This is a genomic window from Bifidobacterium italicum (genome assembly GCF_002286915.1).
Taxonomy (GTDB): Bacteria; Actinomycetota; Actinomycetes; order Actinomycetales; family Bifidobacteriaceae; genus Bifidobacterium; species Bifidobacterium italicum.
Map to the genome: position 1 here is coordinate 1 of NZ_MVOG01000053.1, position 12,927 is coordinate 12,927.

7 protein-coding genes and 1 pseudogene are annotated in these 12,927 nt (G+C 64.0%); 5 read left to right on the forward strand and 3 right to left on the reverse strand.

Annotated features, from left to right (window positions below; translation table 11 throughout):
• Positions 1-287 (reverse strand): annotated as a pseudogene (locus B1400_RS08925) (serine/threonine protein kinase); the annotation flags it as partial.
• 29 nt (positions 288-316) lie between these two features.
• Positions 317-1,354 (reverse strand): potassium channel family protein, encoded by a 1,038-nt coding sequence (locus B1400_RS08930; protein WP_095614041.1) that lies wholly within the window; start codon positions 1,352-1,354, stop codon positions 317-319.
• Positions 1,355-1,695: 341 nt separating this feature from the next.
• Between B1400_RS08930 and B1400_RS08935 the strand changes: the two genes are divergently transcribed.
• Together B1400_RS08935 and B1400_RS08940 are read left to right on the forward strand one after the other, a co-directional pair.
• A complete protein-coding gene (locus B1400_RS08935) occupies positions 1,696-2,826 on the forward strand; it encodes an ABC transporter ATP-binding protein (RefSeq protein WP_095614042.1) in 1,131 nt (376 codons plus the stop codon).
• 129 nt (positions 2,827-2,955) lie between these two features.
• The gene (locus B1400_RS08940) at positions 2,956-4,383 is read left to right on the forward strand and encodes a DUF4032 domain-containing protein (protein ID WP_095614043.1); all 1,428 of its coding nucleotides are present in this window, start codon (positions 2,956-2,958) and stop codon (positions 4,381-4,383) included.
• A 131-nt stretch (positions 4,384-4,514) separates the two neighbouring features.
• Here B1400_RS08940 and rlmB read toward each other — a convergent pair whose 3' ends face one another.
• A complete protein-coding gene (gene rlmB / locus B1400_RS08945) occupies positions 4,515-5,504 on the reverse strand; it encodes a 23S rRNA (guanosine(2251)-2'-O)-methyltransferase RlmB (protein ID WP_095614044.1) in 990 nt (329 codons plus the stop codon).
• Between the two features lie 270 nt (positions 5,505-5,774).
• Here rlmB and B1400_RS08950 point away from each other — a divergent pair, with 270 nt between their 5' ends.
• The 3 genes from B1400_RS08950 to B1400_RS08960 form a co-directional block, all read left to right on the forward strand.
• Positions 5,775-8,765 (forward strand): cation-translocating P-type ATPase, encoded by a 2,991-nt coding sequence (locus B1400_RS08950; protein ID WP_095614045.1) that lies wholly within the window; start codon positions 5,775-5,777, stop codon positions 8,763-8,765.
• Between the two features lie 261 nt (positions 8,766-9,026).
• Positions 9,027-9,506: a MarR family winged helix-turn-helix transcriptional regulator gene (locus tag B1400_RS08955; protein ID WP_095614046.1), complete on the forward strand. Its 480-nt coding sequence runs from the start codon at positions 9,027-9,029 to the stop codon at positions 9,504-9,506.
• Between the two features lie 475 nt (positions 9,507-9,981).
• On the forward strand, positions 9,982-12,927 hold a 2,946-nt coding region (locus B1400_RS08960; RefSeq protein WP_095614047.1), incomplete at its 3' end, for a YPDG domain-containing protein.

Sequence of the window (12,927 nt, forward strand, 5' to 3'; positions counted from 1 at the left end):
ATATCGACGATGCTGCACACGCCCGGATCCTTGATCCGCTTGAGCGCCATCGCCTCGCGGCGCAACCGTTCGCGCGCCGTCGTCTGCGCGCGTCGCCCCTCCGCATCCGCGGCTTCGTCGTTGAGCGAATCGCGCAGTATCTTCATCGCGTAGCTGGTGCCGCCGCCGTCCGTCACACGCCACACCGACCCCATCGCGCCGGCGCCGAGGCGCGCGTCGAGCGTGTATCCGCCGACGATGTCGCCGTGCTGGAGGTTCAAAGCGTGCAGATCACTCATGGTTCCTATCGTAGGGTCGTTGGGGTGCCGATGGGCAATTATCGCCCGTCGGCCGGATTCGGTGCGTCGCCGGCCTGTGTCTGCGGCGCGTCGCCGGCGTGGTGCGGCGCCTTGCGCTGCCCATGGATGCCGCGCCCGGCGTCGTGCGGCGCGTCATGCGCGTCGCCGCCGTCGACCGGCGTCGATGTCGTGCTCATCGTCGTATCGATGTCGACGACGTCGCCCGACGATTCGCAGTGCAGGCGGCCGTTCTCGTCGAGGAACACGCCGCCGTGGTGCTCCTGGACGCTTCGATGCGCGCGTTTCGTCAGGCGGTGCGTGCGCTGCAGTTCGTGGTTGAGCTGGCCGACAGTGTCCGTCAGACGCAGGATCTCCGCGCGCATCAGGCGGATGTCCGCGGAGTTGTAGTCGTTGTCGGACTGCGCGTATGTGCCCGTCGTCTGCGCGGTGTCCTTCGTGATGTTGCGCGCGCCGCCGTTGACCTGATCGATGATCCACGACGAGATCATCGCGCTGACGATACCGATGAGTGCGATGCCGGTGAGCATCAGCGCGACGGCGATGAAGCGGCCGGTGAGCGTGACCGGGTAGACGTCGCCGTAGCCGACCGTCGTCACCGTCACGAAGGCCCACCACAGCGACAGCGGGAACGTCGTGATCGTCGCGCCGGGCGCCAGATGTTCGGCCGAGTATTCGGCGAGCGCGGCGACGTAGATGAGCAGCGCTATCGCGCTCGTCGCGTAGACGGTGATGCGCCCGCGCGTCGCCGCGCCGGCGGAACGGTTGAAGATGTGCAGCATCGGGATGAGCCGCAGCAGCCGCAGCGGACGGAAGATCGGCAGCGCGAGCGTCAGCAGCAGGAGGATGTTCCTGCGGAACCACAGCCACTTCTTCTCGGCGAGGATGAAGGAGACGAGATAGTCGATGCCGTAGGTGATCCAGACGACGTTGATCGCGATGAAGCATGCGGTCAGATGCGTCTGCGCGAGGATCTGCCACGAGTACGCGAACAGGAACACGGCCGACAGCACGAACAACGGTATGTTGGAGATGCGTTCCCATTTCTCAAGCGTCATACCGTCGATTGTACGGAGGGCGCACGCGTCGCGCGACGCGCCGTCCGGCGAATGTCGCGCAGAACGAAAACGGCGGGTGTCGTTGGCGCAGGCGAGGCCGCCCGCGCGATCGACGACGTTGGCGCGGGGCGTGGAGGAAGCGACACGTGCGGCACGCCTGAGGAATTGATAAATTGAGAGGGCCGTGTATAGTGTGGAACAGCTTGGCGAGGAGCGATCCCCGTCGGGCGAACGTAGAAGTCTGTTGCCGCGTCGAAGTCGACGGCTGCAGGCGGACACGCCACAAGTAATCCCCTCACAACGGATCGTTCGGCACGTACCTGCCGATGAAAGGATGAATAATGGCAGAAGTCATTTTCGACCACGTCACGCGAATCTACCCGGGCAACGACAAGCCGTCGGTGGATGATCTCAATCTTGATATCAAGGATGGCGAGTTCCTCGTGCTCGTCGGCCCTTCCGGCTGCGGCAAGTCGACGACGCTGCGCATGCTCGCGGGCCTCGAGGAGGTCAACAAGGGCCGCATCCTGATCGGTGGCAAGGACGTCACCACGATGCAGCCGAAGGATCGCGACATCGCGATGGTGTTCCAGAACTACGCGCTGTACCCGCACATGACCGTCGCCGACAACATGGGCTTCGCGCTGAAGATCGCGGGCACCCCGAAGGAGGAGATCCGCAAGCGTGTCGAGAAGGCCGCCGAGATCCTCGACCTCACCGAGTTCCTCGACCGCAAGCCGAAGGCGCTTTCCGGCGGTCAGCGTCAGCGCGTCGCGATGGGCCGCGCGATCGTCCGTGAGCCGAAGGTCTTCCTGATGGATGAGCCGCTGTCGAACCTCGACGCGAAGCTGCGTGTGCAGACCCGTACGCAGATCGCGGCGCTGCAGCGCCAGCTCGGCGTCACGACGCTGTACGTCACGCACGATCAGACCGAGGCGCTGACGATGGGCGACCGCATCGCCGTCATCAAGCTCGGCATCCTGCAGCAGGTCGGTGCGCCGACCGAGCTGTACGACCGCCCGGCCAACGTCTTCGTCGCGGGCTTCATCGGCTCGCCGTCGATGAACATCAACACGCACCCGGTTGTCAACGGCAAGGCGCAGATCGGCGCCGACACCATGGAACTGCCGAAGGAGGCGCTCGACAAGCTCACGCCGGAGGACAACAACGAGATTATCGTCGGCTTCCGTCCGGAGGACGCCTCGCTCGCCGGTCCGGACGACACGAACGCGTTCTCGCTCAAGGTCGTCAACGTCGAGGATCTCGGCTCCGACGGCTACATCTACGGCAATATCGTCACGGACGACTCGGTGGCCGCCGAGCAGGTCTCGATGATGTCCGACCAGAACAAGCTCACGACGATCCGCGTGAACCCGCGCGTGCTGCCGAAGGTCGGCGACGTCGTCAAGATCAAGGTCAACCCGGCCAAGATGCACCTCTTCGCCCCGTCGACCGAGCTGCGCATCAACTGATGCCGTCCGCACACAGGTGCTGACCTGAGCATTGTGGAGGAACCCCGCAACATCTGCGGGGTTCCTTCGTATCTTGGATGTATCCTGTCGAAGAGAGCACCGGAAAACCCATGAGGTAAAGTGGCGACTATGAGCTTCAATGACAATCCGCAGTTGGATCCGCGCGCGTTGAAGGCGACGAGCGTGAAGGCCGAGGACCCGGCCGCCCCTTCCGAAGAACCGCCGTCGCTCAAGATCACCTCGGCGAGCGCCGACCCGAAGATGTTCACGCTGCCATGGGAGCAGCCTCTCTCCACATGGCCGAAGGACATCCTCGTCAACCTGCCGCGAGGCATCTCCCGGCACATCGTGCGTTTCGTGCGCGTCGGCGACGAGGTCTACGCGATGAAGGAGATCACACGCAACGTCGCGGAACGCGAATACGAGCTGCTGCGCCAGTTGCAGAAGCTGAACCTGCCGACCGTGCAGCCGATCGCCGTCGTGACCGGCCGCCATGACGAGAACGGCGAGCCGCTCGAGGCGATCCTCGTGACGAAACATCTGCGCTTCTCGCTGCCGTACCGCGCGCTGTTCGCGCGCACATTGCGTCCGGACACGGCGGAACGACTCATCGACGCGCTCGCTGTGCTCATGGTGCGTCTGCACCTCGCCGGCTTCTACTGGGGCGACGTGTCGCTGTCGAACGTCCTGTTCCTCAAGGACGCCGACGCGTTCTCCGCGTTCCTCGTCGACGCCGAGACCGGCGACCTGCAGGTCGAGCTGACGCAGGGGCAGCGCGAATACGACATCGACCTGGCGCGCACGAACATCATCGGCGAACTGATGGATCTGAGCTCCGGCGAGCTGCTGCAGCCGGACGTCGACGAGATCGAGGTCGGCAACCGCCTCGTCGACCGCTACCATTCGCTGTGGAGCGCACTGACCGACACCGACAAGTTCAACCCGAGCGAGATGTGGAAAATCGAGAAGCGTGTCAACCGGCTCAACGAACTCGGCTTCGACGTCGACGAGCTCGAGGTGACGACGACCGAGGACGGCAAGCGCGTGCTCGTGCGCCCGCGCGTCGTCGACGCCGGCTATGCGAACCGCAAGCTGCTGCGTCTGACCGGTCTGGATGTGCAGGAGAACCAGGCGCGCCGCCTGCTCAACGACCTAGACGCCTACCGCGCGTCGACATGGCGCGACGGCGAGGACCTCGAGGTCGTCGCGACCGACTGGATGCGCGAGGTCTTCGAGCCGACGGTGCGCATGATCCCGCCGGAGTATCGTTCGCAGATCGACCCCGCCCAGTTCTTCCACGAGGTGCTCGACCACCGCTGGTACATGGCGGAGAAAGCCGGCCACGACGTGCCGATGGCCGACGCCGTGCAGAGCTATGTGGCGGAAATCCTGCCCAAGCAGATGATGGACGCGAAGACCGTCGACGACCTCAACGCCGAAGCCGATTCCGGCGTCATCGATGACGAGGCCACCTACGACGACGCGCCCGCGCATCCCGACGACGATGACGACTACAACCCGGAGTTCGACCAGGACGCGGCCGTCTGGTCGCACTGAGCGGACGCCGTCGTCGCATGACGGATACACATGCGCATATGGCTGCGCCCGGGGTCGACATGACCCCGGGCGCAGCCATATGCGCATCGGTCAGCCGCGGCGGACGACGCCTGCCGCGCGATGTGCGGCGTTCAGTCCCCGGCGGCTTCGCGGCGCGCACGGTCGGCCGCGTACATCGCGATGCCTGCGGCGACGGACGCGTTGAGCGATTCGACGGCGTTCGTCATCGGGATGCTCGCGATGCAGTCGCAGGCCTCGCGTGTGAGCCTGCTCAGGCCCTTGCCCTCCGAGCCGAGCACGATGACGAGCGGATCGGTCTCGAAGCCGGTCTCGCCGACGAGCTTGCTGCCGCCGCCGTCAAGGCCGACGCTGTAGTAGCCACGCTCCTTGAGCGCCTCGATCGCCTTCGTCAGGTTGACGACGCGCGCGACAGGCATATGCGCGGCGGCCCCGGCCGACACCTTCCACGCGGTCGCGTTCACCGACGCGGAGCGCCGTTCGGGCAGGATGACGCCGTTGGCGCCGAAGGCGGCCGCCGAACGGATGACGGCGCCGAGGTTCTGCGGATCGGTGATGCCGTCGAGCGCGATGAACAGCGGACGTGCAGCGAGACGGGCGGCCTTCGAGTTCGCGGCCTCCATCGCGCGCGCCTTGCGCTCGGCGCGTTCGGCGAGCTCGATGAGCGATGAATACTGGAAGGGCTGCGCCTTCATGATGATGCCCTGATGATGGTCGGAGCGCGCGATGCGGTCCATCTCCAGACGGTCCGCCTCGAGCAGGTTGAGGCCATGCTGGCCGGCGAGGCGGATGATCTCGCGGGTGCGGTCGTCCGGTTCGATGCGCGCGGCCACATAGAGCGTGCTCGCCGGCACGCCGACGCGCAGCGCCTCGAGGACGGCGTTGCGGCCGATGACCAGATCGTCGGAATCGTTCGTGAACTTGGCGGCGCGGCGGCGTGCCGCCAGACGCGGATCGGAACGCTGGCGCTTCTCCGCCTGCTTCCTCGCCTTGTATGCCTTGTGATAGACGCGGTCCTCGGCCTTGGGCGTCGGGCCCTTGCCGCGCAGCGCGTTGCGGTGCTTGCCGCCCGACCCCTTGGTCGGGCCTTTCTTCGTAACCATGGGCACAATTATGGCAGCGCCCCGCGCCAAAGCGCGCTGTGCGCGAAGCTGTGACGGCGCCGGCCGGGTTTTCGCTGATTGTGTGTAGTTCGCCGCAAACGGTCGCATGATGACCGGCGCTATGGAATAATGACAGACGTATGAGGCGCCATGCCAACGTGGCGCCGGAAATAACCGCGCAGTCCGACGCCCGTTTCCCGGTCCACCCATACCGGGCCGGGGAGCCACGCCTGACTGACTACTCCGCGGCTGACCGAGGAGAAATAACCTATGGATGATCGCATCATTGATCCATCCGCGCTGTCCAACGAGCCCCATGTGGAGCCCGAGGACGCCCAAGAGAGCCGGGAGGTGAAGGCGCAGGAGGCGTTGCTGCGCAACGTCGACCCGTCGCTCGTCGGCGCCGACCAGGTGGCCGCGGCTCTCGACGTCGATCCGCGCACCGGCCTGAGCGCCGCCGAAGCCAAGCGCCGACTGGAGAAGTTCGGCCCCAACGAGCTCGCGAGCGCGCCGCCGGTGCCGAAATGGAAGAAGTTCCTGCAGCAGTTCCAGGATCCGCTCGTCTACCTGCTGCTCGCCGCGACGGCGATCTCGCTCGTCGCCTGGATCATCGAGAAGGTCAACGCGGCGCCCGGCGCCGAAGGCGGCGAGGCGCTGCCCTTCGACGCCATCGTCATCGTGCTGATCCTCATCGTCAACGCGATTCTCGGCTACGTGCAGGAGGCGAAGGCCGAGGAGGCCGTCAACGCGTTGTCCGAGATGACGGCGCCGACGTCGAACGTGCTGCGTGACGGCCGCGTCGAACGCATCAACACGACCGACATCGTCCCCGGCGACATCCTCGTGCTCGGCGAAGGCGACACGGTCCCGGCCGACGGCCGTCTGCTCGCCGCCGCGAGCCTGCGCGTCGCCGAGGCGTCGTTGACCGGCGAATCCGTCCCGGTGAGCAAGAAGCCGACGACGCTCGAGAAGGCGAAGGCGCTCGGCGACCGGTCGAACATGGTCTTCAACGGCACCTCCGTCACGCAGGGCACCGGTCGCGCGATCGTGACCGGCACCGGCATGAACACGCAGGTCGGCAAGATCGCCGACCTGCTGCAGTCGACCGACGACGAGGCGACGCCGCTGCAGAAGGAGATGAACCACGTCTCGAAGATCCTCGGCATCGCCGTGTGCATCATCGCGGTCGTCGTCCTGCTCGCGCTCGCATTGCTTGAAGGCTTCCACAGCGTCCACGACGTCATCGATTCGCTGCTGCTCGCCGTCTCGCTCGCCGTCGCGGCCGTGCCGGAAGGCCTCGCCGCGATCCTCACCGTCGTCCTCGCGCTCGGCGTGCAGCGCATGGCCGCGCACCACGCGATCGTCAAGAAGCTGCATTCGGTCGAGACGCTCGGTTCCGCGTCCGTCATCTGCTCGGACAAGACCGGCACGCTCACCCGCAACGAGATGACCGTCGAACGCGTCGTCGTGCCGTCGGGCGAGGTCGAGCTGACCGGCACCGGCTATGCTCCGGAAGGCGACATGGTCGCGATCGACGGCGCCGCCGTCCCGGAGAACATCGCGAACGAAGTGCTCGCCACGCTCGGCGCCGGCACGCTTGCGAACGACGGCGAGCTGCGTGAGGGCGACAAGCCCGGCACGTGGGAGGTCGTCGGCGACCCGACCGAGGTCTCGCTCGTCGTGGCCGCGCGCAAGACGCATGCGGACAAGAAGTACGAGCATTTCCAGCGCGTCGCCGAGATCCCGTTCACGTCGGAGCGCAAGCGCATGTCCGTCATCGCGCGCAACGCGACCGACGCCGGCAGGCTCACCGTCTTCGCGAAGGGCGCGCCGGACGTGCTGCTGGGATACTGCGACCGCATCTACGTCAACGGCGCGATCCGCAAGCTCACCGAAGGCGACCGCCAGGACATCCTCGAAACGGTCGAACGGCTCTCGCGTGAGGCATACCGCACACTCGGCGAGGCGTACCGCCCGCTTGAGACCGATTCGCTCGCGCAGATCCCCGGCATCCGCACGAACTCGGCCGGCGAGGTCTCCGACATCGCCGAACAGGCGGAGGCGATCGAAGCGCATCTGATCTGGAACGGCATGGTCGGCATCATCGACCCGCCGCGCACCGAGGTGCGCGACGCCGTCGCCGAGGCGCACCGCGCCGGTATCCGCACCGTCATGATCACCGGCGACCATCCGCTCACGGCCGCCCGCATCGCCTCCGACCTCGGCATCATCGCCAAGGACGGCAAGGCGCTCACCGGCGACGAGCTCGACGCGATGGACGAGCGCCAGCTCGACAAGGCGACCTCCGAGGTCTCCGTCTACGCGCGCGTCGCCCCGGAGCACAAGCTCAAGATCGTCGAATCGCTGCAGCGCCAGGGCAACATCGCCGCGATGACCGGCGACGGCGTCAACGACGCCCCAGCCGTCAAGGCCGCGGACATCGGCGTCGCGATGGGCATCACCGGCACCGAGGTGACGAAGCAGTCGGCGAAGATGATCCTCGCCGACGACAACTTCTCGACGATCGTCGCCGCCGTGCGCGAAGGCCGAGGCATCTTCGACAACATCCGCAAGTTCCTGCGCTACCTGCTCAGCTCGAACGTCGGCGAGGTCTTCACCGTCTTCTTCGGCGTCGTGTTCGCCGGCTGGCTCGGCATCAAGAACCCGGCGTCGGTCGGCGTCACCGTGCCGCTGCTCGCGACGCAGCTGCTGTGGATCAACCTGCTGACCGACGCGGCGCCGGCGCTCGCGATGGGCGTCGACCCGATGACCGAGGACGTCATGAACCGCAAGCCGCGCAAGCTCACCGACCGCGTCATCGACGGCGCGATGTGGGGCGACATCGTCTACATCGGCATCATCATGGCCGTCGTCACGCTCATCGGCATGGACATGCATCTGTCCGGCGGCCTGTTCACCGACCGTTCGGTGAGCGCGATGGGCCACGACGCGCAGATGGTCGAGGCGCGCACGATGGGCTTCACGATCCTCGTGTTCGCGCAGCTGTTCAACGCGCTCGCGTCGCGCAGCCACCTGCAGAGCGCCTTCGTCGGCCTGTTCTCGAACAAGTGGCTGTGGGGTGCGATCGGCCTGTCCGTCGTGCTGCAGCTGCTCGTCATCTACGTGCCGTTCCTCAACACGGCCTTCGGCACGACGCCGCTGCCGCCGATGGCATGGCTCGAATGCATCGGTCTGGCGTTCTTCGTGCTGCTCGCCTCGGAGATCCGCAAGGTCTTCCTGCGCATGCGCGCGAAGCGCTGACGTGCCGTTTCTTCGGACCCGACTTCACAAGTCGGGTCCTTTTTGTATATGACATATACAGAATAGTCGATTCCGCGGGATTGCTGTAGCGGTAAGGTATGTGATGTCATAGATACTCAGCTCTTTATAAGGCAGATTGTGCTAGCTTGAATTCCATTTGATGCTGGTGTCTCATTATGTTAACATTCTTGACATAAAAAGATTTGTGGGTTACTCGGATGTAGATGAGAATCATTCCGCGAAACTGGTCAAGGAGGACTGATGATGCAGAACGACGACAACGTCAATCGTGAGGCGAGGCAATTTGCAGTGCAGTTCTTTCGCGATTGGGAGCGGTTGGGGTACCTGTACCGCTTCCTGATGACCGATAAGGCGATCTCCCCGAACGCCATCAGCGTCATGAACGTCCTGCTTGACCATGAGGGCTGCACGCACAAAGTCATCTGCCATCGGGCGCAATTGTCGAAGCAGGCGGTCAGCGGTATCGTGCGCATTCTTGAGGAAGCCGGCTATGTCTATACGGTCATCGGCGACAAGGATGCCCGCATGCGCAGGATCTATCTGACCCGGTTGGGACGGCAGCGAAGCAAGTCGATTATGAACAAGGTGCATGGGGCCAGCATGCACGCGATGTCGATGCTTGGGATGCGGAAACGATGTCTGCTGCTGAAAATCGTCCACCTCTATGTGCAAGTGCTGTCCTATGTCGTTGAATCGAACGCCGTCGATGACGAACGTTGAAGAGCCGATCATGGCTTCTTGGCATCGGTTGCCGCATGCATCTGCCGTGTCCGACGCCGACTGTCCGTCATTCGTCGATTGCGGCGGTGGGCGCCCTGTGTCCGGGCAGTCGATGTGAGTGGCTGAAGTATAGCATGATTCGCGCATCGATACAAATAGTCAACTATCTTTACTATTCTGCGACAAGACGATTTCAGTATAGATGGCAGCAGAAAACATGGATTTCTGATCAACGAAATAGACGAGTTGAGCTATATATGTCCATTATCTATACGCCTTGGCTGTGAGATAGCTGATATGTGGAATGGTCGGGATGCTTCGCCGACCATATCGCCTAGCACGATGTAAATACACGTTTGCCTCGCTCCCCCTGCAAAAAGCGGGGGGGGGGGCGTACGTATGTGCTAGAAAGGAAGCATAAGTACACATGAGAGATCTTGGATACTTAGGGAGAGGGGTTGCCTGCTTGACCGCAGTGGCCGCGCTGAGCGTCGGCTGCGTCGCGCCAGCCGCGTTCGCGGATGATACGGCATCCGTCCCCGCGGCGACGCAGGCGATCGAATCGCCGGGCAACGCCGATACATACAGTACGATTTCAGGTAATGTGGGCGTCCCCTACGGCGGCAATCTGGTCAGCAATGATTTCCGTCCGCTCAAGGGTGTGCGCGTGTATGCCCAGTGGTTCGACAGCAAGGGAACCGTCGCATCGCCCGTCTACACCACAGTCTCAGATGATCAGGGCAACTGGGGCATCGTCATGCAGCCGTTCGTCGATTCCGACGGCGGCATCCACACCTTCGACGCCGACCCGAACCTGCCGCAGGGCGAGTACTACCGCGTATGGTCCGACAATCCGGATACGAACAAATACTCGCTGTCCTATTCGTGGGGCAACGAGCGCGTCTTCCCGATGACCCACGCTTATCAGGTGCAAGCCTCGACCAACTATGGCGTCGGACCGAACACGATTCAGACCGTGAAGATCCGATATCAGGAAAAGCCCGCCGCGCAGATGCATAAGGACCATGCGGATGCCGACACGTCGTCGCAGAGCAAGGTGACCAACGGCACCGTCTCCGGAACCGTGTTCTGGAACTACAGCGCACTGCCGGCGACGATGTGGAGTGAACAGTTCGACTATGAGCACAGCAAGGGCGACTCGGCCGCTCCGGGCGTGCGTGTGACCGCCTCCTATCTGTCCGATGAGGCTGTGACGAAGATCGAGAACGAGTATAAGGCGACCAACAACAAGAGCATCCGCGGAGCGACTTGGGACAGCGCGGATGAACAGGCGTTGCAGGATTGGATCAAGCAGCAGATCGACAAGGACGGCAAGGACAAGTGGATCGCCGAGACGGTGACCGCGACGACCGCCAACGATGGCAGCTATGTGCTTGATTTCAAGGGAACCTACGGCAATTCCTACAAGAGCGCAGGAATCGTCTCCGCGGACAAGGCCCATACGCTCGCCGCATCGCATGATGACGGCAGTTGGCTGCTCGGCAACGGCTCCAGCAAGCACATCAACCACGAGTGGCTGTATGTATCCACTGAGCCGATGGAAGGCATCTCCTCGGCTGGCCCGTTCCAGTACAACAACTTCTCGGGCGACATCGGCTCGCTTGGCGCGGGTGGACTCGCCACCTATCCTTCCGGCTCCTTCGCCGAGAAGCTGACGAGCAAGATCTACAACATCAACTTCGCGCTTATCCCCGATGCCATAAGCTTCGACGTCAATCCCTATGACAGCGTGGGCAACTTCGCGAAGATCGGCGATACGGCGCATACAACAACAACCGGACTGTCGTACAACTTCGATCCGGGCCGAACCTATAAGATCGTCTGGGCCGATCCAGACGGCAAGGACGTCGCGACCTGCGACGCATTGAAGGTCACCACCGACGGCAAGCTCGACTCGTGCGACTTCAAGGTCCCCGCGTTCGACGGCACGTCGCGCACCTATACGGCGACGCTGTACACGGCGAACGCCGATGATGATGAAGTCTCCCAGGCGCTCGGATCGGATTCGTTCACCGCCGTCAACGCGCATGCCAACGTCCCGCTGGGTCAGGTCGGCAAGTCGTATCCGCTTCCGGTTCCGGGCAACCCCGATCCGGACGGCAAGGGCGTGACCGCGAAGCTGTCGCTTCCGGATTACAGCGATGTCGTCGGCCCCGACACTGCAGTGAAGTACGTTTTCACACCGAAGGACGGCACGCTGCCCGACGGCCTGTCTATTGACGCCGATGGCAACATCACCGGTACTCCTACCGCGGCAGGCGAGACCAAGGTCGTCGTGAACGCGACGACGACGCTCAACGTCCCGAAGGGCGACAAGACCGACAAGACGTTCAAGGTCGACGTCACGATTCCTTATGAGTTGGACTTCCAGATCGTGGACACCGCAATCAACCCGGACACAACCGTTGCGGGCCAGCCACTTGGCGCAGACGCGAAGATCAGCGTCGACGGTCTGCGCAAGGACGACAAGGTCTCCGACTTCGCAGTGGACGCCACCGCTCCGAATGCTGCCGATGCGCTTCCCAAGGGCGTCACGTTGAATGCGAACGGCACGCTTGCCGGTACCCCGGAGGCGGCCGGAACCTATACGATTCCGGTGACCTATAAGATCACGTCGGCCGACAAGACCGAGCACACGATCACCGACACCGTCACGATGACGGTCACTGACCGGGCGACGACTGCTGATTCGGTTGATCCGAAGTATGAGGTGACGTCTGCTGTTGTGGGTGCCTCGGCGACGTCCAAGGCTCCGACGTTCACGAATGCCGATGGTACTGCGGCGACGCCGGATGTGGCGTCGTACGCGCTCGGCAAGGACGCGCCCGCGGGAGCGAGCGTGGACGCGAAGACCGGTGTGGTCTCGTATACGCCGGTCGTGGCGGATGCGGGCAAGGCCGTCGACGTGCCGGTGACGGTGACGTATGCGGACAAGTCGACGGATGACGCGGTCGCGGTGTTCCAGGTCGGTTCGCTCGCGGATGCGCATAATCCGGGGTACAAGGACGCTTCGGCGAAGCCCGGCGAGACGGTGAAGGTCCCGCAGACGGGTGATGCGAAGATGCCGCAGGGCACCGTGTATGCGCTCGATCCGGCTGGCGCGTTGCCGGCCGGTTGGACGGTGGCCGTCGATGCGGGCACCGGCGAGGTGACGGTGACGCCGCCTCAGGGCGCGAAGGCAGGCGATGCCGCGACGATCCCGGTGAAGGTCACCTACCCCGACAACTCCGAGGACACGGCCTCCGTCAAGTTCACGGTGGCCGCCCCCGATCCGACGACTGCTGATTCGGTTGATCCGAAGTATGAGGTGACGTCTGCTGTTGTGGGTGCCTCGGCGACGTCCAAGGCTCCGACGTTCACGAATGCCGATGGTACTGCGGCGACGCCGGATGTGGCGTCG

What these genes read in the sequence shown, in the direction of transcription:
- B1400_RS08930 (WP_095614041.1), bottom strand. Translation starts at nt 1,354, where the DNA reads ATGACGCTTGAGAAATGGGAACGCATCTCCAACATACCGTTGTTCGTG.
- B1400_RS08935 (WP_095614042.1), top strand. Translation starts at nt 1,696, where the DNA reads ATGGCAGAAGTCATTTTCGACCACGTCACGCGAATCTACCCGGGCAAC.
- B1400_RS08940 (WP_095614043.1), top strand. Translation starts at nt 2,956, where the DNA reads ATGAGCTTCAATGACAATCCGCAGTTGGATCCGCGCGCGTTGAAGGCG.
- rlmB (WP_095614044.1), bottom strand. Translation starts at nt 5,504, where the DNA reads ATGGTTACGAAGAAAGGCCCGACCAAGGGGTCGGGCGGCAAGCACCGC.
- B1400_RS08950 (WP_095614045.1), top strand. Translation starts at nt 5,775, where the DNA reads ATGGATGATCGCATCATTGATCCATCCGCGCTGTCCAACGAGCCCCAT.
- B1400_RS08955 (WP_095614046.1), top strand. Translation starts at nt 9,027, where the DNA reads ATGATGCAGAACGACGACAACGTCAATCGTGAGGCGAGGCAATTTGCA.